This is a genomic window from Mesorhizobium sp. M1227 (assembly GCF_040318315.1).
Lineage (GTDB): Bacteria > Pseudomonadota > Alphaproteobacteria > Rhizobiales > Rhizobiaceae > Mesorhizobium.
The window spans coordinates 62113-84759 of sequence record NZ_JAMYLZ010000022.1 but is presented as its reverse complement, the minus strand read 5'-3'; the positions used below and the strand labels follow the sequence as shown (position 1 = coordinate 84759).

Sequence of the window (22647 nt, the reverse complement as noted above, 5' to 3'; positions counted from 1 at the left end):
TCAGCGAGAAGGTAAGCTTCGGAAACAGGTCCATCTCAAATTGCCGATCCGTTGTTGCCGGGTGGCCTGCCCGAGTCAGGCCACCCGGTCGAACATAGCAAACGGGAACAGGCCGATCAGAATTTCGCCATCCAGCCCTTCTGAGCGGTGGCTGCAGCTTGTTCCGGAGACTGCTCGCCGGCGAGCATCTTCTGGGCTTGAACGTCGAACTGGGTCATCAGGTCTTCAGCCACCGGCAGGCCCGTGAACTCATTGGCGAGATAACCGGTCTTGAAGATTTCGAAAGCCTTGCCGAAAGCTTTGTCCGAGGTCACGAAATCGGGTTTGGCTTTGACGTTGCCCGGGAAGGCGTTTGCAAGCGACACGAGCTTGGCGTTCACCTTTTCACTCATCAGATATTGGACGAGTTTCCAGGCTTCCTCCTGATGTTTCGAGGCAGCAGAGATGCCGATGCCCCAAGAGGCATAGGGAAGGCCGCGCTTGCCGGTGTAGTTTTCTACGACCGGGACCGGGATGAGGTCGAAGTTCAGCTTGGGGTTGCGTTTGCGGATGAGGTTCACATGCGCGAGCGAGTCGATCATCATCCCGACGCGGTCGTTGACGAATTCCTCGACCTTTTCCTGCTCGGTCTTGGTGGCGATGCCGGGCGAGATGGTGCCGGCGTCGTTGAGTGATTTGACGAAGGTGAGCATATCCACCACCGGCTTGCCCTCGAGAGCGGGCTTGCCGTTCGCCATCATCGACTGACCCGAAGCCCAAACCCAAGACATCATGTCGTTCTGGACGCCGGATGGCGTTTGCAGCGACAGGGGCAACACCCAGCCATACTGGTTCTTTTCGGCGTGCGTCATCTTCTTGGCGGCTTCGAGAAACTCCGCGCGGGTCGACGGCAGCTTGGTCACGCCTGCCTGGGCGGCGAGGTCCAAATTCACGAAGACCGGATAAACGAAGGAGGCCACGGGAAACATCACCGCCTTGCCGTCCACCTTGATGATGTCCGCGACCTGGCTCTTGTCGAAACCACTCGCATCCATCATCGGATTCATGTCGGCGAGTGCGTTCTGCGCATTCAGATTGTTCACCCAGGCGCCGTCGAGACCGACGACGTCGCTGAGCGTTCCGGTTGCGGCACCCACCGAGATCTGGTCTCGCGTGGTCGCGTAGGGGCCGCTGACCAATGTCACCTTGATTCCGGGGTTTGCGGCCTCGAAGTCATCCATGATTGCCCTGAGCGAGCCAGCCGGCAATTCAGGCTCCCACCATTGGGTGAATTCCAGCGTCGTGTCCGCCATGGCGCTGGTTGCGCCAAGCAACCATGCGGCCGCGGCTATTTTCAGCATCGCGGATTGCATCCGAAACATCATGTTCTCCTCCTTCTACAAGATCGACCGCACAATGCGGACGATCGTCTGGTTTATTCAGAAGCCTTCTTGCGAGTATCTTTCGCAGGCGCCTCCCTCTCGCCTGCGGTCTGCTGCAGATCTTCAGATCGCTAGATGCGTCTCAGGATCGAAGAAGTGGAACTTGGCCTCATCCACGGCCAACCGGATTTCCGAGTCGGAGTGGATGGCGCTGGCCGGTTCGAATCTCGCCACCGCGTTCGATGCCAGGCCAAAATCCTCCGCTGCGTCCGGATCGCCGGAGTCCACCCGGACCGCGTCGATGTTCAGGTGGACGATATGTTCAGAGCCGAGCTCTTCGATCGAAGTCACCTTTGCGGGTATCGTCTGATAATTGCGGCCGGATTCGAGGCCGCTGTCATAAAGATCCTCGGGCCGTATGCCGAACACGATCTTGCGCCCCTCATAGGACCTCAGAGCGGGCCTGCCGACGAAAGCTGCATCCTGCAATCGGATGGCGAAGTCGCGAAAACCGAGCTCGCCGCCCTTTAGGGTCGCTTCGAAAAGGTTCATCGACGGAGAACCGATGAAGCCGGCGACGAAGGCATTCACCGGCGACTCGTACAGTCTCTTGGGTGTGTCGACCTGCTGCAGCACGCCGCCCTTCAACACCGCGACCCTGTCGCCCATCGTCATCGCTTCGATTTGGTCGTGGGTCACGTATATGGTCGTTACGCCGAGCTGCTTTTGCAGGCTGGTGATTTCGGCGCGCATTTGAACACGCAGTTTAGCATCCAGGTTGGAAAGGGGTTCGTCCATGAGAAAGGCGGCCGGCTCGCGCACCATGGCGCGGCCCATGGCAACCCGTTGGCGCTGTCCGCCTGACAGGTTCGCGGGTTTGCTGTCCAGCAAAGACGTCAGTTGAAGGGTTTTGGCGATCTCGTCCACGCGCTTCTTGCGCTCGGCCTTCGGCTTGCCTGCCAGCCGCATCGAAAAGGCGATGTTTTCGAACACCGTCATATGCGGGTAGAGCGCGTAGCTCTGGAAGACCATCGCGATGTCGCGGTCCTTGGGCGGCATGTCGACGACGTCGACTCCGCCGATCCGAAGGCTGCCGCTGGTGATGTCCTCCAATCCCGCGATCATTCGCAACGCGGTGGATTTGCCGCAGCCGGACGGCCCGACGAGAATCAAGAACTCGCCGTCCTCGACCGATAGGTTCAATTGGTCGATTGCGCGAAAATTGTTCCCGTAAGTTTTGCAGATATTCTCTAGAATGACTTCTGCCATCTTCCTCCCTCCACAAGTATAAGCCAATGATTCTTATAATTTTCCTCGGCTTATGTTCACCTGCGAAATGTCTCCTCGGATAGTTTCAGCCTATGTTCCAGTATCGACGTACGCATTTTTCAGTTCGACTGCTGACGGCGCGTTCGTCGATGCCAGGAGTTCCGTGACCTGGTCGTCGGTCGGAAGCGCCTCGCGCCCGCCACGCCCCGTTATCGAGAGGGCCGCCGCCGCGGCCGCGAATGCCACCCGGCCTGCGGTGTCGGCTCCGCGCATCAAGGCATGCGCGTAGGCGCCATGAAAGCAGTCACCCGCGCCGGTCGAGTCGACGACCATCACCCGGTGCGGGGGCAGATGCCAGAGACCTGTCTCTTCACGCCCGCGATAGTACACGCCCCTGCCGCCATCGGTCAGAACCACGGCGGACCGCGACGGCGACCACAATGCATCGAGCATCTCGGCGGGCGATCGGCGCCCTGTGGCAGTCCGTGCAAAGCCGAGGGGAAGAATGAGATGGTCGCAGAGCGCGATCAGCCGCTCCGTGGCCGGGCCGCAGCTCCATTCGATATCGCCGAGGATGGCAAGACCGAGATCGCGAGCGCGAGCCACGACATCCAGCGACCGGATCGCGTAGCTATCGACGATCAGGACAGTCGCGCGGCTGAGGACCTCCTCCGGGAAGTCCGACGCGGTGCCCAGCATCGCGTCGTCGTCATACGCGATGAACCGTTCCCCGTCCGAGCCGACGGTAATGTGCGAGCGCACCGGGCGCGCGTCCGGGTGGCGCGGCGCGAATTCGGTTTCAACACCGCTCGCAACGAGATCGCGCAGCACGGCGTCGTCAGCGGCGCTGCCCAGCCATCCGACGAACCCGGCGCTTCCGCCGAGCCGTGCGACGGCGGCTAGCGCCGTCGCGACATTTCCCCCGAAAGACCGGGCACTATGCAGAACCTTCCCCTTGCCCGCCGACAACGGCTGATCGACATAGACGATGTCGTCGATCGCAATAGCGCCGAAGCCGAGGATTGAAGGGAAGGTGGGCATCGTTCAGGCACCCGCCTTTGCCAGGGCGTCTTGCGCCGAAAGGCCGTCATGGATGACGCCCCGAAAGGCAAGCGCAGCCTTCTCCGGATCGCCATGCCCCCAAAGATTGCGGCCTACCACGGCACCGCGTGCGCCGGCACGGATGGCGTCCGCCGTCTGCTTAAGCGCGCCGAGCAGCGTATCGGTTTTCGGACCACCCGCGATCACAACCGGCACCGGGCAGGTCCGGACGGTCTCTCGGAACGACTCGAAATCGCCCGTGTAGCCGATCTTGATCACGTCGACGCCGGACTCGTAGCCGATGCGCGCCGCATAGGCGATCTCGTCGGGGGTGAAGACGATTCTTGCTCCGTCGGTGAAATCGCGTGGGTAGATATGCGCCACCACAGGCATGCCGTAGCGCGCCGCCGCGTTTACCGAATCGGTGAGCCAGCGTATGTATTTGCCCTCGGTCGCGCCGCGCACCGGAATGGCCACGGCCAACGCATCGGCCCCGGCGCGCACCGCATCCTCGGGCGTTGCGATCAACTCGCTGATGCGATCGTCCGGAGTGAAGCAGCCCGCCTGAATCACCAGAGAAGCCTTGCCCGCATATTGCGGCCACAGATGGCGCGCGGTGCCAGGCTGGATGCTGACGTAATCGGGTCTGCCCGCCATGACGCGTGCAAGCGCACCCGGCAGGTCGGCAAGGCCGCCTTTGCGCACGTCACCATAGCCGACGAAGTGGTCGACGGCGCCGCCAAAAAGGTTCCCCGATGGATGCGAGAAGAGGCGCGCAAGACGCACCTTGGTTCCTAGGCTCATGAGTGCAAAATTCCCCAATCGTTTGATTTCAAAATCCTGGACCCAGTGTTTCCGAAAGAAATAAGAAAAACAATCTTTCGAAAGCTTTCGAATTTGCGTATTTTTGCTAAGGTGAGCCGAGGCCAGAGCGGTTGCTTGGCGTAGGGAGGCAAGGGCAGGGCAATGTTGTCGGAGCAGAGACGCCAATCGATCCTGGGTGAGGTGCAACGCAGCGGACAGGTTCGCACGAAGGACCTGTCAGACGGGTTTGGCGTGTCGGAAGTCACGGTGCGCTCCGACCTCGAGATACTGGACCGAAAGGGACTACTGACCAAGACCCGTGGAGGGGCGGTGACCCGTACCACCGATTCGACTACGGCCGCGTTCGCCCGGCGGATGCAAGCGAACCTCGACGCAAAGAAGCGCATCGCGCGGGCGGCGGTAGACCTCTTCGAGGACAACCAATCGGTCATCTTCGACGGCGGCTCGACATTGATGCAGCTTGCCATGCAGTTACCGCCGCTCAGCAATGTCGTGGTCGCGGCCACGGCCATGAATATCGTGCAGCACCTTATGCATCGTCCCGGGCTCGACGTTCATATGATCGGCGGCCGGGTCTATCCCGACACGGTGAGCACACTGATCACCGATGCCGATACGGCTCTCGGCGGCTTGGTGGCGCATCAGGTCTTTGTTGGAGCGCATGCGATAGACTCGTCACTGGATGTGGTCGACGTGAACGAAGACATGGCGCGAACGAAGCGAAACCTCGTTCGCATGGCCCGGCGCGTTGTCCTCCTCGCCGATTCGAGCAAATGGGGCGTCAGCGGGACCTCCAAGGCATTTTCGCTGTCGGCCGTCGATGTGGTGATCACCGACGATGGCCTGCCCGGTCCAATACGCAGCCAGCTTGATAGGATCAGGGCCAAGGTGATCTATGCCTGAACCCGTCTCGGTTCCTACCGCGACGGAAAGATCCAGTGCGCGCATGACTCACGGGATTCGCATCGGCCGTTGGCCGTTTTTCATGTCAGTCATGTTCTCCTCCTCAAGGCTGGCGGCCTCCAATGCTGCGCCAGCGTTTTCACATGCTCTATAAAAATTTTACGCGCGTCAAGATTTAAAATGTTATATAGCGGCTTTCGACTATGAACCTTGCCGTAGCCAGGCCATGACCGCGTTAGAGGTACGATCTGAAATGCACAGAAAATCAAAGACAAAGCTCGGCGTCGGCGTCATCGGATGCGGCAACATCTCGATGACCTATTTGCGCAATGCGGCTCTGTTCGGCGGGGTAGAGCTCAGCGCCTGCGCCGACATTTCGGCCGATATGGCTGCGCTGCGCGCCAGGGAGCATGGCATCCGCGCACTCGGCGTCGACGCGCTGCTGGCCGACCCGGACATCGATCTTGTTCTCAATTTGACGATACCGGCGGCGCATTTCGACATTTCGCTTTCGGCGCTTTCGGCGGGAAAGCACGTCTTTACCGAAAAGCCTTTGGCGACATCGGCCGCCGACGGCCGCCGGCTGGTCGAGGAGGCGAGGGCGCGCCGGTTGCAGCTCGGCTCGGCTCCCGACACCTTCCTCGGCGCTGCCGGCCGGCGGGCGCGCCGGCTGATGGATGAGGGTGCGATCGGCCGCGCTGTGACCGGCACCGCCTTCATGATGGGGCGCGGCATGGAGCACTGGCATCCCAATCCGCAATTCTACTATCAGCCAGGCGGCGGCCCGGTCTTCGACATGGGCCCTTACTACCTGACGATGCTGGTCAACCTGCTCGGCCCGGTCGAGCGCGTCATGGCGATGGCGACGCGCGGTCAGGAGGAACGTCTGATATCAGCCGAAGGTCCTTACAAGAACACCAGCTTTAAGGTCGGCACGCCGACCACCATCCTGTCCCTGCTGGAGTTCCGCTCTGGCGCCACCGTCACCTTCGGCGCGTCCTGGGACGTGTTCAAGCACTCCAACCATCCGATCGAACTGCACGGCACCGAAGGCTCGCTGCGATTGCCCGATCCCGACACATTCGGCGGCACAGTTTCGCTCTCGGCGCGCGGCGACGACTGGGCCGATTTCGCCAGCGAGGCCGAACTCTACGGTGCGCGCAACTGGCCCTATGTCGCACCCGACCGCGCCAACTACCGCATGCTAGGCGTCGCCGATCTTGCGCGGGCGCTGGCCGATGGGCGCAAGCCCCGCGCCTCCGGCGATCTGGCGCTGCATGTTCTGGAGATCATGGAGGCGATCCTGGCTTCGGGCGAAAGCCGCGGCTCAATTGCCGTCAATGGGACCGTCGACCAGCCGCCGCTGCTCGGCGAGGACGAGGCGGCAGGTCTGCTTGCCTGATGGGGAGGGAGATCCATGATGACATCGCCTTCAGCGCCGTCCCTGTCCCCACTCGACCCGGAAGCCCGGCATGTGCTCGAGCTCGGCCGGCAGGCCGACGCCTTGCCATTCGAGACCGGTACACCGCAACAGGCACGCCGTGCCTACGAAGAAGGCCTTCCGGACCAGCAGGGTGAGCGCGAGCCGGTGGCTTCGGTCACTGAGCGCGCCATCCTTGGACCCGGCGGTTCGCTGACGCTCAGGATCTATCGCGGGCAGGACGCGCCTGATGCAACTGCCCCGGCGCTGCTTTACCTGCATGGCGGCGGCTGGGTGATCGGCAATCTCGATTCCCATGACGAGATCTGCCGCTGGTTCGCCAATATGGCGGCTTGCGTCGTCGTTTCGCCCGCCTACCGGCTGGCGCCGGAGCACAAATTCCCGGCCGCGGTCGAGGATTGCCGCGCCGTGCTCTCCTTCATACAAGAGGCACCTGGCGATCTCGGCATCGACGCTCTGCGCATTGCCGTTGCCGGCGACAGCGCCGGCGGCAATCTCGCCACGGTGCTTAGTCTTCTCGCGCGGGGCGATCCTATTCCGTTGACCGCGCAGCTGCTGTTCTATCCCAACACTGATGCCGCGCAGACGGCGGACAGCTATCGCCGTTTCGCCGAAGGTTTTGGCCTGACCGCCTCGACCATGGCCTGGTTTCGCGATCACTATGTCCGCTATGCCGCCGACATCGACGACTGGCGCGCCTCGCCACTCAGGGCGGAAAGCCTCGCGGGCGCGGCGCCAGCCTTCGTCGCCATCGCGGGTCACGACATCCTCGCTGATGAAGGCGAGGCCTACGCCGGGCGTCTGCAAGATGACGGTGTGCCGGTCGTGCTGCGGCGTTGGCCAGGCCAGATCCATGGTTTTGTTTCCATGGGCCGCCATGGCACGGCAGCGCGACAGGCCGTTGGCGCTGCGGTCGCCGCATGGCGCGGCTTCGATTCGGCTTTTGGGAAAGATCAGGCCGACTGACGCATCACCAGCGTCGCATCGAGACTGACTTTGGGTGCGACCGCCGTGTCGTCCTCCTCAAGCACCGCCAGCAGCATCTCGACGCTGCGCCCGGCCATCGAGGCGAAGTCCTGCGCCATGGTGGTGAGACCGGGGCAGGTGTAGCGGCTGAGTGGATGATCGTCATGGGCGGCTACCCGCAGGTCGCAATCGCCCTTGCGGCCGATCTTGAGTCCGCGCGCATAGGCGGCGGCCATCACGCCAAAGGCCAAGCGGTCGTTGTTGCACAGGATGGTCTTTCCCGCCAGGCCGCCATTGTCGAGCATCGTTTCCGTCTGCTCGTAGCCGATCCGTTCGAAATCCCAAGTGTAGTCCTCGGTGTTGCCGATGACGACCGGCTCATGCCCGAGCCGCTTCATCGAGGCGACATAGCTCTCCAGCCGTTCCGGCGAGTTGTGGTTGACATGCGGGATGTCGAAATAGACCGGGGCGCCGCCGGACCGGCAAAGATAATCGACGATGGTCGAGACGCTCTGTGCGTTGTTGTTGCCGACGAACGGCGTCCCGCCTTCGAGATAGGTGTCGAAATAGACGACCGGGATCGCCTGCGTCAGCTTTTCCAGCGTGCGGTGGTCCGAGCGCACGCCGAGCGGTGCGATCAGCGCGCCGGAGACTTTCAGCGACAGGATCGTTCGCGTTGCCTCCACTTCGAGTTCGCGCGAGCCGTGCGAGGAGATCACGATCGGCCAGTAGCCCTCGTCGCGCAGCCTGAGTTCTATGCGGCTGACCATCTCCGAATAGAAGGGATCGGCCACCGTCGGCACCATGATGCCGATGCTGCGGGTACGCTTGCGGTTGAGGTTGCGCGCGAACAAATTGGGCTGGTAGTCGGACGAGCGCAGCGCTTCCTCGATGCGCTTTCGCGTCGCCGGCTTGACGCTGGTCGGATCGTCGAAATATTTCGACAAGGTCGGCCTGGAGACGCCACAGGAGCGGGCGAAATCCTCCATCGTCTTGTGCTTCATCGCCAGCGATTCCCCGCCTTCCGGAAACCTCGTTCCTTGTGCTGTCCGGCACCTACTTACGGTGCGCCGGCGTGCAACCGCAAGGCAAAATTTTACAGAAAACTGTAGCTGTTTTAACGCGTATAACAAAATTATTCCACGCGTAAATTTATTAATTGGCGCAAAAAGTGCAAGCCGTATTGACTCTGGATGTCGGTTGCCGCCAGGCACAATTGTGCGCGACTGAAGTCCGCAGTCGGACTGGAGCGAGACGCCGGGAGGAATTCCGCGATGAAGAAGCTGGTCTCAGCCGGCGAGATCCTCGTCGAGATCATGGCCGAGCGTATCGGCCAGAGCTTTCTCGAACCGGGCCCGCTGCTGGGGCCTTATCCGTCCGGCGCGCCCGCCATCTTCATCGGCCAGGCCGCAGCGCTCGGCCAACCCGCCGGCCTGATCGGCGCGGTCGGCGAGGACGATTTCGGCCAGTTGAACATCGAGCGGCTGCGGACCCTGGGAGCTGACGTGTCGGCGATCGCGGTTCACAAGGGCCACGCGACGGGCACCGCCTTCGTCACCTACCGGGCGGATGGCAGCCGGCACTTTGTCTTCAACATCCGCAACAGCGCCGCCGGCCTGGTCGGGATCGATGCCGCTGCGACAAGCATGCTGGCCGGCGCCGACCATGTCCATATCATGGGCTCGTCACTGTTCTCCGACCGCGCCACCGATGTCGCGTTGTCGGCGATCCAAACGGTGAAGGCCAAGGGCGGGACGGTGTCCTTCGACCCCAACATTCGCCGCGAGATCATGCAGGCCTCCGGCATGCGCGAAGCGCTCGACCAAGTGCTCAAGCAAACCGATGTCTTCCTGCCGAGCGGCAACGAACTGTTCCTGTTTTCGTCGGCCGGCGACGAAAAGGGCGCGGTCGACGACCTCCTGCAGCGCGGCGTTTCCTGCGTCGTCCTCAAGAAGGGCACCGACGGCGCCGCCTTCCACGACCGTCACGGCACGGTGGCCTTGCCGGGCTTTGCCATCAACGAGGTCGATCCGACCGGCGCCGGTGACTGTTTCGGCGCTGCCTTCGTCTCATTCTGGCTTCGTGGTGCGGCACCCGCCCAGGCGCTCATGATCGCCAATGCGTGTGGCGCGCTAGCCGTTACTCGCAAGGGGCCAATGGAAGGTATCTTTCCGCTGGCCGAGGTTGAGGCTTTCGCAACCACCGCCGGGAGGGGCCGGCCGTGAGGGCCGCGATGCAGAGATTTGCCAGCATCGCGGTGAAGCGCGCCGCGGGTGAGAAAGGCGGCATCGCCTCGATCTGTTCGGCGCATCCGCTGGTGATCGAGGCCGCGCTCCGCCACGGCGCGTCGCGCGGTTCCGATGTGCTGATCGAGGCGACCTGCAACCAGGTCAATCACGAAGGCGGCTACACCGGCATGACGCCCGCCGGCTTCCGCAGCTTCGTCGAGGGCCATGCGCAAAGGGCCGGCTTTCCGCTCGATCGCCTGATCCTCGGCGGCGACCATCTCGGTCCCAATCCGTGGAAGCATCTTCCTTCCGCCGAGGCGATGACGAAGGCGAAGGCGATGATCGACGCCTATGCCGGCGCCGGCTTCACCAAGCTGCATCTCGACACCAGCATGGCTTGCGCCGACGATCCAGCCGCGCTTGCCGACGAGACCATCGCTGCACGCGCCGCGGCGCTTGCGGCCGTCGCCGAGGTGGCGGTCGAACGCATTGGCGGCGAGAAACCGGTCTACATCATCGGCACCGAAGTTCCGGTGCCGGGCGGCGCGCTCGAAGCGCTCGACCATATGCATGTCACCGAACCCGATGACGCCCTGCGCACCGTCGAGATCCACCGACAGGCATTTTCGCGCGCCGGCCTCGATGCTGCCTTTGCGCGTGCGGTCGGCGTCGTCGTCCAGCCGGGCGTCGAATTCGGTAATGCCGAGATCATCGCCTACGCGCCGCGGAAGGCGACGCAGCTGGTCGCCGTGCTCGGGCGCATGCCGCAATTCGTCTTCGAGGCGCATTCGACCGACTACCAGCCAAACGAGGCGCTTGGGGCTCTGGTGCGCGACGGCTTCGCCATCCTCAAGGTTGGACCCTGGCTCACCTTCGCGCTGCGCGAGGCGTTGTACGGGCTGAGCCACATCGCCGACGTGCTTGCGCCAGACCCGTCCCGCGAAAGCCTACCGGCGGCGATGGAGCGCGTCATGCTGGCCTCGCCGGACAATTGGCAGAAATACTATCCGGGTACGCCGGACGAGCAGCGCGTGCAGCGGCACTTCTCCTTCAGCGACCGCATCCGTTACTACTGGCCGACGCCCGACGCACAGCACGCGACACAGACGCTGCTGGATTTTCTGGGCGACAGGGACATTCCCCGCCCTTTGATCAGCCAGTATCTGGGGCAACTCGATGCCGAGGTTGCGGCAGGTCGGATCGAGCCCGTCGCGCATGACCTGCTGATTGGCAGCATCACCCGTGTCCTCGATTCCTATGGGCGTGCGACGTTACAGCAGCGCGGATCGTCCTAGATTCGCCGTTGCAGGGTCGAGCCGCGCCCGGAGGACGCGCGTGATCTAAGATGTGCGCTCAGCCGACACACGCGGAGCCTATGCCGGACCTTCGAAGTTGGGCTGCTGTTGGACTAATATAAGCAGGGCACAGCCAATTCGACGGTGAGAGCATCGCGGAACCATACGGAACGATACGGGAATACTTCTGATTTTGGCCCACGAAAAACCCAATCAAATCGACGTTCCTAGCACATCCTCCGGGCCCACCATTATCGTTGTCTTTCAATGATTTAGAGGAATTGTTGCACTTGGTTAGCCAAGTCAAGGCTGGCGAACCGCCGTCCATAGCGTTTGATTTTATTGACTTATGGTGGGCCTGTGGAGGCCGCAGATGTGTTGCCAACCGCCGGTGGAGTGTCAGGATCGTTTATCAAGTGCTTGAACGACGCCGGCACGGTGTTCGGAATAGAAAGCCGCGCATAGTCCCCTACGCAATCGACCTCGAATTACTGTCTGGATGCTACATCGGCCATCGCCGCACCCCACCCTGCGGCGATCTCGTAGCCCATGCGTGAGAAGCCGAATTCGCGATCGAATGTGTTCGGCGCTTTGACACGCCAGTTCTTCATGACCTCGCCCGGGAGGCCGCCAGCAGCGGCGACGACCAAGTCACGCTCGCCGGCACGGAGTTCACGACGGCGATCATTTGGCGTAGCTGGGAACAGGCCGGCTACGTCAGGCAAGACGGTCCGGCTGCAGCTAGGAAGTTAGTCGCGACCCACGGCGGACGGCTCCGTACGCGCGCGCGGCTTACGGCAAGCTGCTAGCCTCAATCTCCGGATGAGATCAGGGTCGCTCAGACCGGGTCTTCAGGATCTGGTACAGCACGTTTCGAATGCGCTGCCCAACGGTTAGCCGGTTGATCACGCCTTCGCCTCCTGTTCATCGCAGATGAATGGGCTGCGGTTCAGATGATCTGTGCCGCCAGCGCCACGCCGACCAACGACGTGCCGACGCCTGCCGTGCGGATGGCTCGCGGCCAGCGCCGAAGTGTCAGGGCGGCTAACGCGCCGGTCGCGTGAAGAGCCGAAGTTGCGACCACGAAGCCGACCGCATAAGCGATGCCGCTGGCCGTCTCGGGAATTTCGAGGCCATGGGCATTGCCGTGGAAGAGGGCGAAGAGAGCAGTCAGCGAGGCGGCCACAGCGAGCGGAAGCGGCTTGGCAAGCGCCATCATCGCGCCGAAGACCACCAGCGACAGCGTTATGCCGGTTTCCAGTGAGGGCAGGCCGATGCCGGCGATACCGAGCAGGGCGCCAGCGAGCATCGCCGAGACAAAGCACGATGGCACGATGATGATCCCCTTGCCGCCGGCGCGAGCGGCAATGATGCCTACAGCCATCATGGCAAGCAGGTGGTCCATACCGGTCAGCGGGTGCTGAAGGCCGTCTACAAACCCGTGGGCATGAAAACCGCCGCTATGGGCGAAGGCCAATGAGGGGATGAGGGTTGTGGCGGCTGCCAGGGCGAGTCTACCGAAGAATGAAAGCGTTCTGTTCATGGTTCTGGACCTGTTTGATAGGGGTGCGATCGGTTCAAGGCCGGTGCTCATTGTCCGGCCCCTGGCATGGTGAATTGTGCGGCGCCGGACCTGTCGGCCAGCAGTCGCGCCTCGCCGAAGTCAAGGGGCGTTTGTGCCTGGCCGTTATGGTAGACGAAGGCCAGGCGGCGCCGGCGCGACGTCAGTTTCGCGGGCAGCGGGTGATAGGTGACGCCGGCGCCGCCAATCAGCGGCATGACGGCGCCGACATCGACCATGTCCTGCGTCTCGACGCGCAGAAGATGCAGCCGCACGCCGTCGGCGGTCTCGCCGACGAACGGAATCCCGGCGAGGCGCAGGAAACTGGACGGGTCGGGCGCCCGCGAAAACCCTTCGAGAAACGCGATCTCGACGAGATCGAGATCGGTCGCCCGCGCGTCGGCGGGTTCGGGCGCATGGTCGTGCGGTAGATGCGGTGTCTGCCATTGCAACGGCTTGCCGGCCGGCCCGTTGTGGCCGACGGGGTGGGGATGGTGATGATGACCGTTCGGCCCGTGATGGTGACCGTCGCCATGATCATGGCTGTGGTGGTGATGATCATCGTGCATGGTCAAAAGCTCGTCGGCTTGTCGATGATGGATTTGTGTTTGCCGAGATTGCCGTGCGCGACCATCGAGCCTAGCGCCTCGACGACAACCCGCACGCCAAACAGCGCCGTGATGTCTGACGTGTCGTAGGGCGGCGACACCTCGACCACTTCCAGTCCGCAGATGCCGGGCGCCGACACTAGCCCGAGCAGCTTCAGTGCCTCGCGCGGCAGGAAGCCACCGGGCTCCGGCCAGCCCGTACCCGGCACGAAACCGCAATCGATGCTGTCGACATCGAAGGAGATGTATACGGCGTCGGTGTCCTTCCATGCGAGCTCGAGCGCGATCTCCGCCGCCTTCTCCAGCCCCATCTGTTCGATATCGGAGATCGTCAGCACGTTGGTTCCGCGCTTTCTCGCCTCGGCCACGCCGTAACGGGGCACCTGCCAGCCGCCGATACCGAGCTGCACCAGATTGGTGGCCGAGACGTTCGGCAGGTTGGTCGCCCAATACCAGGGCGTCGTGTGCATACGTTCGTCGAGATCCTTTTCCTGGATGTCGATGTGGCGGTCGAAATGGATGATGCCGATTCGCTTGGAGGTCACGTCGGCGATACCGCGCACGCACGGAAACCCGATCGAATGGTCGCCGCCGAGCATGATCGGCAGCGCGCCGGACGAGGCGACATGGCTGACGCCCTTGGTGATCTGGTCGAAGCTCTTTTCGAGATTGGCGGGGATGGTGAAGACGTCGCCGGCGTCGCAAAGCGTCATCTGCTCGCGCAGGTCGACACCGAGCTCGTAATTGTAAGGGGTGTAAAGCGCCGAGATGCGGCGCATGCCTTGCGGCCCGAAGCGGGTTCCGGGCCGGTAAGTGGTGCCGCTGTCGAAAGGAATGCCCATGACGGCAGCGTCATATCTGCCGACATCGCGGACGTTCTCGACATAGGGCGCCTTGAGGAAGGTGTTGATGCCGGCGAAGTGCGGCAACTCGCCTCGCGCGAATGTCGGGATCGACTTGTCGATGATCGAATCCGATCCGGGCAGGCCCATGTCGAGTGCCCATTTCTGTTCCTTGCGCCAGCCGTCCTCGGGCAGCTTTCCTTCCGCCTCGATAGACTTCCAGCCCTGCATGTCGCGGATCTCGAAGTTCGGATGGTGGAAGCGTTGGCGTGGCTGGTGGTCGGTGAGCCCGGCGCGACGATGCCGGCGTTCTGGACTATCTCTGTGCATGAAACCTCCTTCACGACGCCGTCGTCGCGATTGCGCTATCCAGTCGGGTCGTCCCGACCATCGTGGCCACTTCGGCCACGTCTCGTGCGGAAGCCCGGTGCTTGCGGTCGAGCTTCAGATCGTAGGTGATCGTCGCGCCATAGGCGGACGGGAACTGGGGGTCGTGGCGCACCTTGTCGAAGACCAGCACGCGGGTGCCGAGCTTGAATGCCTCGCCGATATCGTGGGTGACCATGACCACGGTCATGCCGTGCTCGGTCCAGAGCTCGGTGAGCAGCTCATGCATCTCGATGCGAATACCGGGATCGAGTGCGCCGAACGGCTCGTCGAGAAGCAGGATCTGCGGCCGGCCGAGCAAGGTCTGCGCGATCGCCAGCCGCTGCTGCATGCCGCCAGAAAGCGTGGCCGGATAGAGGTCGCGCGCATGGCCAAGCCCGACCCGTTCCAGCATGGTTTCGGCTTCTTGCCTGGCGCTTTTGCGTCTGGCGCCGAAGACGCGGCCGAAGGGTCCGCCAGAACGGAAGTCCTCGACCAGCAGCAAGTTCTGCAGCGCGGTCAGATGCGGAAACACGGAATAGCGCTGGAAGACGATGCCGCGCTGCGGCGTCGGCTCCGGCACGATCGGCTGGTCGCCGACGACGACCACGCCGCCACTTTGCTGTTCCTGGCCAAGCAGGATGCGCAGGAACGTCGATTTTCCACAACCGCTGGCGCCAACCAGCGACAGGAATTCACCCGCTTCGGCGGAGACATTGACCCGTTCCAACACGCGAGCGTCGCCGTAGCTCTTCTCCAGCCCATGGACGAGGATCCGGCTCATCTGCTCCGCACCGGATGAGCCCAGGGCGAGATGACGTGAGAGAGCCGCACGAGCAGCCAGTCGGTCATCACCGCAAGCAGCGTGATCCAGGCGACGTAAGGCAGGATGACGTCCATCGATAGGTAGCGACGAACGAGGAAGATGCGGTGGCCGAGCCCCTCGGTGGAGGCGATGGCTTCTGCCGCGATCAGGAACAGCCAGGCCGGCCCAAGCGCCAGCCGTACGCAAGTGATGAGGCGCGGCATGACGTGTGGCAGCACCAGCCTGAGCACCATGGTCCAGCTGTTGCCGCCGAGCGTCTGTGCCTTGGCGACGAGCTCCGGCGGCAATTCCATCACCCGGTTGGCGATATCGCGCACCATGACCGGTGCGACGCCGAGAGCGATCAAGGTGATCTTGGCCGTTTCGCCGAGGCCGAGCGCAATGAACAGGATCGGCAGCAGCGCCAGTGGCGGGATGACGCAGACAACTGTGACCAAGGGCAGCAGAAAGGCCCTGACGCGCGGGATGAAACCTATGGCGACGCCGAGGCTGAGCGCCACCAGCGTGGCCATGCCGACGCCGGCGAACAGCCTGATCAGGCTGGCATAGGTGTCGGCCCACAGGATCAGGTCGCCGGAGCGCTTGTCCGGCACTGTCGCCAGGTCTGAAAAGGCCGACCACATCTGTGCAGGGGAGGGCAGCAGCTTGTCGCTGGGATTGACCGCCAGCCTTTGCGCCGAAGCGAAGAGATAGGCAATCGCCACGGCGGCAAACGGCAGCGTCCCAAGCAGCAACGCTCCGCCGCGCGAGACCGTCGCGTTGATGAGGCGAAGCCGCGCTTTCGGCCTGCTAGGTTGCAGGCGGGCGACTTCGGGGCCTGCCGCGGCCTGCATGATGCCGGTACCTCTGACTAGCATGTCGCGCTCCCGCGTCAGAGCGTTCCGCCCGCCGCCTCTGCCATAAAGGCCGGATCGAAGCGCAGCTTGACGTTGTTGACATCGCCCAGCGTCGAGCCATCGGGGAAGCTCATGCCGATCACGTCGACGGTCGGCGCGTTGGTACCAAGAATGCCGTGGCTGAACAGGAAGTTGCGCACCAGATCCATGGTCTTCGGCAGTTCGGCGCCGTTGGTGAATGCGACCGCCTTGGCCGGCTCGAAGAACATCGCCGTTGATGCAAGCTGAGCGTCGAAACCGGCAAGATCCGTCCCCGACGCCTTGGCCATCTCTTCCTTGGCCGCCTTGCCATCGGGCGTGCCCGACGTCATCAGCGCCATGGCTTCATACCATGCACCGACAAGCGCCTTGCCCAAGGACGGATTGTCCTTCAGCGTCGCGGTGTTGACGACCATCATGTCGATGATCTCGCCGGGAATCTCAGTCGAATCGAATACCTTGTGGGCGCCCGGCATGGCGGCGATTTCCGAGACCAGCGGATTCCAGGTGACGACGGAGGTGACATCGCTGGTGCCGTAGGCAGCGACCATGTCGGCATCGGAGGTGTTCACCACCGTAATGTCCTTTTCGGCCAACCCCACCGTCTCCAGTGCGCGCGCAAGTAGGTAATGTGAGACGGAAAGCTCGACGAGATTGACCTTCTGGCCGGCAATATCCTTGAGCGCGGCCTTGTTCTTGAGGATGACCGCGTCGTTGCCGTTGGAGAAATCGCCGACGATCAGGGCCGTCGTGTCGACACCGCCGCCGGCCGGGATCGAAAGCGCATCCATGTTGGTCATCGAACAGCCGTCAAAGCCGCCGGCGGTGTACTGGTTGATGCTCTCGACATAGTCGTTGATGCGGGTGATCTCGACATTGATGCCGTATTTGTCGGCCCACTTCTTCATGATGCCGCTGTCGGAAAGATAGCCCCACGGCATCCAGCCGACATAGATCGACCAGCAAATCTTGAAGTCTTTCTTGGGCGCCGCTTGCGCGGCTGAGATGAAGGGGAGGCTGAGTGATGCGGCTAGGATGATTGCGGCCAGTTTGCGAAGCATTGCATACCCCTGTTTGCGATCCGGATTGCGTCCGAACGTCTGTTTGGGGGGTTCACGGAGCGCGCATCCGGGAGAGGTTCGCGCCAGCAAACCCGTGCAGGGTTCTCCCGGGATTTTGGCCCGCCGTGTTCCGCCGGATGCCTCAATGCATCTCAAGCGGTCGCGTCTCTTGGACCAGCACCGTGATCGACACGGCCGGAACCCTAGACGCTCTGCACGTGAACAACGAAGCAAGGGGCGTGCCAGTCCGGAAAGCCGTCCTGAGGCGGCCTTTCCCCGGATTTGCAGGCAATCGCGTTATGCTGATGCCACAAAAGTCATCGCAACGCCGACGGATTAGGCAAAGAAAATCTAGCGTCAACCAATATGAGCAGCCTTGTGCCCTGGGGAACTGCGCTGAGAAAATGGTACCCTGCTCTATAGTCGCCCCGCACATATGTCCCCAGTAGGGACACATTCAGGGGAGGGCGTGAACGCCGATCCGGATGCCAATTGGCGCCGACCCATGTGACAAGTGCGCCCGATCGTGCAAGGGCAATTCGTGAAATAAGCGCGACTGCAATGATGCTAGGGAAGCCCGATCGCGTGTCGGGAGGCAGTTGTGAAAGTTGCGATCATCGGACCAGGCTCGCTCGGGAAGGCCTTGGCGAAACGTCTTGGCCTCGCCGGGCACGAAATTCGCCTCAGCTTCAGTCGTGACGAAGGCAAGTTGCGCGCAATCGCGGCAACCCTCCGTGTTGGCTTCGGTGCCCCTGACGAAGTAGCGAGATGGGCCGACGTAATTGCCCTGGCGACGCCATGGCCGGCTCTCGAGTTGGCGATGGACGCGCTTGGCGATTTGTCGGGCAAGGTCGTCTGGGACAATACCAATGCAGTCGCGCCTGACCTTTCCACGATGCTGCTAGGCACTGCGACTTCTGTAGGCGAGGAGGTTCAGAGGCACGCGCCGGGCGCGCTTGTCGTCAAGTGCATTCCGACGTTTGCCGAATTGCTTGACAGGGATGATCCGCGTCTCAACGGCGATCCGGTGACGAGCTATGTCGCCGGCAATGACGCTAATGCCAAGGCGGCGGTTTGCCGGCTTCTCGCCGATCTACCGACAATGCCGGTCGATGTCGGCGATCTCACGGCCTCGCGCCTGATCGAGCCGATGATGCTGCTATTGGTCCAACTCGCCTATCGGCGGGGGATGGGGCCGACAATTTCCTTCAATCTCATTCGACAGGACGGAACCGGTTCATGACTGATTATCTACCCGCGCGGCGCAACGCGATTCCAGTAGGACGTCTGCTGATCGATGGCCAATGGCGCGATGCCGTCAGTGGCGAGACTTCGACGACTTTTGATCCGACCACGGAGGCGGCTATCACCGATATTGCGAAGGCGGACGTCACCGACACGAGCGATGCCGTCGCGGCCGCGCAGCGGGCTTTCGAGCAAGGACCCTGGGCGCGGATGCATCATGAGGAGCGCGCCAAGATCCTGTTTCGCATCGCCGATCTGATGGACGAGCGGGCCGAGGATTTCGCGGTGCGCGAGGCGATGGATATGGGTATGCCCTATCGCGATTTCCGCGATATCATCATGCCGCACTGCTCAGGACTGTTCCGCTTTCATGGCGGGCTCGCCATGAGCGCGATGGACGGCGCCTATCGTACAAGCTACGAACCAAATATCAGGATCCTGACGCGGCGCGAGCCGCTCGGCGTGGTCGCTGCGATCACCCCGTTCAATTTTCCCCTCGCGCTGTCCTGTTCGAAGATCGCGCCGGCACTCGCGGCGGGTAACACGGTCGTTCACAAGCCTGCGACCGACACGCCCCTGACGGCCCTCGCCTTGGCGCAAGTCATCCTCGACGCGGGCGTGCCGCCGGGCGTCTACAATCTCGTCACCGGCCCGGGCGGCACCATAGGCGACGCGCTGGTCAACGATGTCCGCGTCGACAAGATCGCCTTTACCGGGTCGACCGCCGTCGGCCAGGGCATCATGCGCAACGGTGCCGGGACGATGAAACACCTGACCATGGAGCTCGGCGGCAAGAGTCCCAATATCGTTTTCGCCGATGCCGATATCGATGCCGCGATACAGGCAGCCTTCTGGGGCATCTTCTGGAACAAGGGCGAAGTCTGCGTCGCCGGATCGCGCCTGCTGGTCGAACGCGCCTGTTATGACGAGGTCGTCGAGAAGCTGAGCGCCATGGCGAAGTCGGCGACGCTCGGCGATCCGCTGGACCCTGCGACGATGATCGGGCCGATCGCATCGCGGGGCGAGTATGACAAGGTCTTGAGCTATGTCGAAGAGGGCAAGCGCACCGCGCGACTGGCCGCGGGCGGCGGCACCCGCCAGGTCAACGGCAAGGGCCTCTTCATCGAGCCGACCATCTTCGCCGATGCGACCAACGACCTAAGGATATCGCGCGAAGAGATTTTCGGCCCTGTCCTGCCGGTGATTCCATTCGACAGCGAGGAGGACGCGATCCGGATCGCCAACGATACGAACTACGGGCTCGCCTCGGGCATCCAGACCAGCGATCTCGGCCGCGCCTTGCGGCTCGCCGACCGGATCAAGGCAGGCTCGGTCTGGCTGAACTGCTGGCACAAGTACCATCCTAATGCGCCGTTCGGAGGTTTCAAGATGAGCGGCTATGGCCGCGAGCAGGGCCGCGAGGCGTGGGAAAGCTACACCCAATACAAGACGATTTGGGCGAATCTTGGCGAACCGGTCGAGATGGCGCGATGAGCGTGCGCGATTCCAACCCACTCGACCCGCGGCATCCTAAACGCGTCGCGATGGTCCTTTCAAACCCGGCTGTGTCAACCACCACAGGCTGGCCGGTCGGGTTTTGGTGGAGCGAGTTAACTCATCCCTGGCTCGCCTTCACCGCGCGCGGATATAAAGTCGCGATCTTCTCGCCTGAGGGCGGCAAATGCGAGGCGGATGCGTTGAGCGACCCGCGCGATCCGTCCGGCTATTCGGATACGGATCTGATCTCGCTCGGTTTCCTGTCGACGCCGAAACTGGCGGCGCTGGTGGAGACGACCCGGCCCATCGCAGAGCTGTCGGTCGACGCGTTCGACGCGATCGTCGTCGCTGGCGGCCAGGCGCCGATGTTCACCTTCGAAGACGCAACTGAGTTGCAGCGGCTGTTCGTCAACTTCTTCGCGGCCGGCAAGGTCGCGGCTGCCTTGTGTCATGGCGTCGCGCTGCTGCGTTACGCGCGCCTCTCAACCGGCGAGCTGCTGGCCAAAGGGCGCACTGTTACGGGGTTCGCCAATGTCGAGGAGGACTTCGCCGACAATGCCGTCTGGGAGATGGGCGCGCTGCCGCACGGTACGCATCTGATGCCATGGCGGATCGAGGATGAGATGCGTGCGCTCGGCGCGAACTATATTCAGGCCGGGCTGTGGCGCGATTTTGCCGTGCGCGACGGCAATTTGATCACCGGCCAGCAGAACTTCTCCGGAGCGGCGACCGCCCGTCTTGTCATCGAGGCGCTCGGTGGCTGAGGACCAAAGACCGCTCCTGTCGGTGAAGTTCGGGAGACAAACTCGCCGTCAGGGCGGGCGATGCCAAACGACATCGGCCCAATAGGATCCGGGGTCCGTCCAAGAACTCCACCTCAAACAACCACTATCAGCAGCGAGGATGAACCATGGCCGTAGTGACGACACTTGATATTGCCGGCCTGACGGCCGAAGATTATAGCCGCATCCTCGATCGGATCGGCGTGGAGAAACGGCCCGCTGGCGGCATCTACCAGCACATCGCGCATGCCACAGACGATGGTTATCGCATCATCGAGATATGGGACGACAAGGCAGGCCTGGAGCTCTTCTTGCAGGACACATTGTTTCCCGCCGCACAGGAACTGCAAGTTCAGCGTGAAATGACCATTATGACCCAGACACTGCACAATATCTTTGTGCCCCGGATTGGTGAACTGACTGCCCTGGCAAATGATGCGCCTGGTGGACCCGACAAACGGGCAAAAGTGTAGGCATCAAGGATCGAGGATGCGGCGATCGATCATCGAAGTCCTGGAGGAACTTGCGTCCGGACGCCCGGTACAACGATGGTGATCGCGGCAAGTGCAAAGAGGTTGTTCTTTCCTGCCGGCGACTATCGCCATGCGCCGGCCGGAGTCGTTCAGCTGCGTGTGATTCGCAGCGGTTCATCCTATGCAGAGATCGATCTTGGCCGCGGGCTGCGGCGCGTCTTCACCCGCCCCGGCGACCTGCTGCTCAGTCTTCCCGAGCGTGCCACGCGGTTCAAGATCGAGGAGCCGCGAGAGCTGACGATGATCACCGTTGACTCCGCGCTGGCGTCAAGGCTCCTGGTATCCGCAGGCGGGACCCCCGAGGACCTGGTAATCCTGACCGATCGACCGATACGCGATTCGCTGGTGGCCGAGTTGTGTCGACGCCTCGAAGGCGACCCGCCCGCCAACCCGATCGTCCGCGAATGGACGCTGGGCCTGGTTTTCGCGAACCTGCTTCGTCTCGGGCATGCACGCCAGCGGCAGCAGAAGTCTCCGGTCCTAACCTCGCAGCGGTTCGACCGGGTCCTCGCTGCGATTGACGGCGATCTGGAAAAGGGGGTGTCGATCGACCATCTTGCTGGAATCGCGGGAATACCACGACGCGCCTTCACCGCCGCCTTTCGCGAGGCGACGCAATTGCCGGTACATCAATTCATTTTACGCCGCCGCGTTGATCGCGCGGTCGAGCTTTTGGAAAATAGCGATCTGCCGCTGGCCGAGATTGCTCAGCACGCGGGTTTCACTCACCAGGCCCATATGAATCGCGTCGTGACCCGATTGAAAGGGCTGTCGCCAGGCCGGCTGCGGTCTCGCAGGCGCGACGGCTGACTTGTGATCTATTCCAGCATCAGGATTCGAATGGCGGAGATGTGAGTTGCTGAAACGTCCGTTGGCTAAGATGCCCGACAGTTTGCGTGCAGAGCTCGAGGCCGCAAATCTGATGACTGCTTTCGAGCAACGGCCTCCCTATCAGCGCAATGATTACTTGCATTGGATCGAGCGCGCCCGTCACCCGGAAACACGCCGAAAGCGCATAAATCAGATGATTGACGAGCTTACGAAGGGAGGAATCTACATGGGAATGCAATAAGAGCTGGCATCGCCGCGAAGCTAGCAGATCCGTCAACGATCATCTTCCGA

23 protein-coding genes and 1 riboswitch are annotated in these 22647 nt (G+C 62.5%); of the genes, 11 read left to right on the top strand and 12 right to left on the bottom strand.

Annotated elements, in window-relative coordinates; translation table 11 throughout:
• Window positions 1–116: 116 nt before the first annotated feature.
• From NKH28_RS22755 to NKH28_RS22740, 4 genes are all read right to left on the bottom strand, one after another.
• On the bottom strand, window positions 117–1364 hold the full coding sequence (locus NKH28_RS22755; protein WP_352980489.1) for an ABC transporter substrate-binding protein: 1248 nt from the start codon (window positions 1362–1364) through the stop codon (window positions 117–119).
• Between the two features lie 120 nt (window positions 1365–1484).
• Complete coding sequence (locus NKH28_RS22750) at window positions 1485–2630, bottom strand: ABC transporter ATP-binding protein (protein ID WP_352980488.1); 1146 nt, start codon at window positions 2628–2630, stop codon at window positions 1485–1487.
• 90 nt (window positions 2631–2720) lie between these two features.
• Window positions 2721–3671 carry a PfkB family carbohydrate kinase gene (locus NKH28_RS22745; protein WP_352980487.1) on the bottom strand — a complete coding sequence of 317 codons (951 nt, stop codon included), beginning with the start codon at window positions 3669–3671 and terminating at the stop codon, window positions 2721–2723.
• Window positions 3672–3674: 3 nt separating this feature from the next.
• Window positions 3675–4475 (bottom strand): beta/alpha barrel domain-containing protein, encoded by an 801-nt coding sequence (locus tag NKH28_RS22740; RefSeq protein ID WP_352501446.1) that lies wholly within the window; start codon window positions 4473–4475, stop codon window positions 3675–3677.
• A 162-nt stretch (window positions 4476–4637) separates the two neighbouring features.
• Here NKH28_RS22740 and NKH28_RS22735 point away from each other — a divergent pair, with 162 nt between their 5' ends.
• The 3 genes from NKH28_RS22735 to NKH28_RS22725 all read left to right on the top strand — a co-directional run bounded on the left by NKH28_RS22735 (window position 4638) and on the right by NKH28_RS22725 (window position 7806).
• Window positions 4638–5399, top strand: coding sequence for a DeoR/GlpR family DNA-binding transcription regulator (locus tag NKH28_RS22735; RefSeq protein WP_352501408.1), 762 nt, complete (start codon window positions 4638–4640; stop codon window positions 5397–5399).
• Between the two features lie 253 nt (window positions 5400–5652).
• Complete coding sequence (locus tag NKH28_RS22730) at window positions 5653–6801, top strand: Gfo/Idh/MocA family protein (protein ID WP_352819272.1); 1149 nt, start codon at window positions 5653–5655, stop codon at window positions 6799–6801.
• 18 nt (window positions 6802–6819) lie between these two features.
• Entirely contained in the window at window positions 6820–7806 is a 987-nt protein-coding gene (locus NKH28_RS22725) for an alpha/beta hydrolase (RefSeq protein ID WP_352980486.1), read from the top strand.
• On the opposite strand, the gene NKH28_RS22720 is transcribed toward NKH28_RS22725, so the two are convergent.
• A complete protein-coding gene (locus tag NKH28_RS22720; RefSeq protein ID WP_352587529.1) occupies window positions 7794–8816 on the bottom strand; it encodes a LacI family DNA-binding transcriptional regulator in 1023 nt (340 codons plus the stop codon). The two genes, NKH28_RS22725 and NKH28_RS22720, sit on opposite strands and share 13 nt — an antisense overlap.
• 264 nt (window positions 8817–9080) lie before the next feature.
• Here NKH28_RS22720 and NKH28_RS22715 point away from each other — a divergent pair, with 264 nt between their 5' ends.
• The gene (locus tag NKH28_RS22715; RefSeq protein WP_352980485.1) at window positions 9081–10031 is read left to right on the top strand and encodes a sugar kinase; all 951 of its coding nucleotides are present in this window, start codon (window positions 9081–9083) and stop codon (window positions 10029–10031) included.
• Between the two features lie 8 nt (window positions 10032–10039).
• Window positions 10040–11329, top strand: a complete 1290-nt coding sequence (locus NKH28_RS22710) for a D-tagatose-bisphosphate aldolase, class II, non-catalytic subunit (protein ID WP_352819276.1) — start codon at window positions 10040–10042, stop codon at window positions 11327–11329.
• A gap of 488 nt (window positions 11330–11817) precedes the next feature.
• On the opposite strand, the gene NKH28_RS22705 is transcribed toward NKH28_RS22710, so the two are convergent.
• From NKH28_RS22705 to NKH28_RS22675, 7 genes are all read right to left on the bottom strand, one after another.
• Window positions 11818–12054: a thiamine pyrophosphate-dependent enzyme gene (locus NKH28_RS22705; RefSeq protein ID WP_352980495.1), complete on the bottom strand. Its 237-nt coding sequence runs from the start codon at window positions 12052–12054 to the stop codon at window positions 11818–11820.
• A 224-nt stretch (window positions 12055–12278) separates the two neighbouring features.
• The gene (locus NKH28_RS22700) at window positions 12279–12872 is read right to left on the bottom strand and encodes a HupE/UreJ family protein (RefSeq protein WP_352449702.1); all 594 of its coding nucleotides are present in this window, start codon (window positions 12870–12872) and stop codon (window positions 12279–12281) included.
• Window positions 12873–12919: 47 nt separating this feature from the next.
• A complete protein-coding gene (locus NKH28_RS22695) occupies window positions 12920–13459 on the bottom strand; it encodes a hypothetical protein (RefSeq protein WP_352773579.1) in 540 nt (179 codons plus the stop codon).
• A 2-nt stretch (window positions 13460–13461) separates the two neighbouring features.
• Window positions 13462–14670 carry an agmatinase family protein gene (locus NKH28_RS22690; protein WP_023679464.1) on the bottom strand — a complete coding sequence of 403 codons (1209 nt, stop codon included), beginning with the start codon at window positions 14668–14670 and terminating at the stop codon, window positions 13462–13464.
• 10 nt (window positions 14671–14680) lie between these two features.
• Window positions 14681–15490 carry an ATP-binding cassette domain-containing protein gene (locus tag NKH28_RS22685; protein ID WP_352773575.1) on the bottom strand — a complete coding sequence of 270 codons (810 nt, stop codon included), beginning with the start codon at window positions 15488–15490 and terminating at the stop codon, window positions 14681–14683.
• Complete coding sequence (locus NKH28_RS22680; protein ID WP_352980494.1) at window positions 15487–16365, bottom strand: ABC transporter permease; 879 nt, start codon at window positions 16363–16365, stop codon at window positions 15487–15489. The genes NKH28_RS22685 and NKH28_RS22680 overlap by 4 nt, the downstream gene beginning before the upstream one ends.
• Before the next feature lie 38 nt (window positions 16366–16403).
• On the bottom strand, window positions 16404–17468 hold the full coding sequence (locus tag NKH28_RS22675; protein ID WP_352542647.1) for a putative urea ABC transporter substrate-binding protein: 1065 nt from the start codon (window positions 17466–17468) through the stop codon (window positions 16404–16406).
• Between the two features lie 102 nt (window positions 17469–17570).
• Window positions 17571–17686: riboswitch (guanidine-I (ykkC/yxkD leader) on the bottom strand.
• Between the two features lie 383 nt (window positions 17687–18069).
• Here NKH28_RS22675 and NKH28_RS22670 point away from each other — a divergent pair.
• The 6 genes from NKH28_RS22670 (at window position 18070) to NKH28_RS22645 (ending at window position 22597) form a co-directional block, all read left to right on the top strand.
• A complete protein-coding gene (locus NKH28_RS22670) occupies window positions 18070–18711 on the top strand; it encodes an NADPH-dependent F420 reductase (RefSeq protein WP_352474465.1) in 642 nt (213 codons plus the stop codon).
• A complete protein-coding gene (locus NKH28_RS22665) occupies window positions 18708–20207 on the top strand; it encodes an aldehyde dehydrogenase family protein (RefSeq protein WP_352474467.1) in 1500 nt (499 codons plus the stop codon). The genes NKH28_RS22670 and NKH28_RS22665 overlap by 4 nt, the downstream gene beginning before the upstream one ends.
• Window positions 20204–20974: a type 1 glutamine amidotransferase domain-containing protein gene (locus tag NKH28_RS22660; protein ID WP_352542646.1), complete on the top strand. Its 771-nt coding sequence runs from the start codon at window positions 20204–20206 to the stop codon at window positions 20972–20974. The genes NKH28_RS22665 and NKH28_RS22660 overlap by 4 nt, the downstream gene beginning before the upstream one ends.
• Window positions 20975–21120: 146 nt before the next feature.
• Window positions 21121–21465: a hypothetical protein gene (locus NKH28_RS22655; protein ID WP_352542645.1), complete on the top strand. Its 345-nt coding sequence runs from the start codon at window positions 21121–21123 to the stop codon at window positions 21463–21465.
• A 75-nt stretch (window positions 21466–21540) separates the two neighbouring features.
• Entirely contained in the window at window positions 21541–22335 is a 795-nt protein-coding gene (locus NKH28_RS22650) for a helix-turn-helix domain-containing protein (RefSeq protein ID WP_352474471.1), read from the top strand.
• A 70-nt stretch (window positions 22336–22405) separates the two neighbouring features.
• Window positions 22406–22597 (top strand): YdeI/OmpD-associated family protein, encoded by a 192-nt coding sequence (locus NKH28_RS22645; RefSeq protein ID WP_031212580.1) that lies wholly within the window; start codon window positions 22406–22408, stop codon window positions 22595–22597.
• Window positions 22598–22647 lie beyond the last annotated feature (50 nt).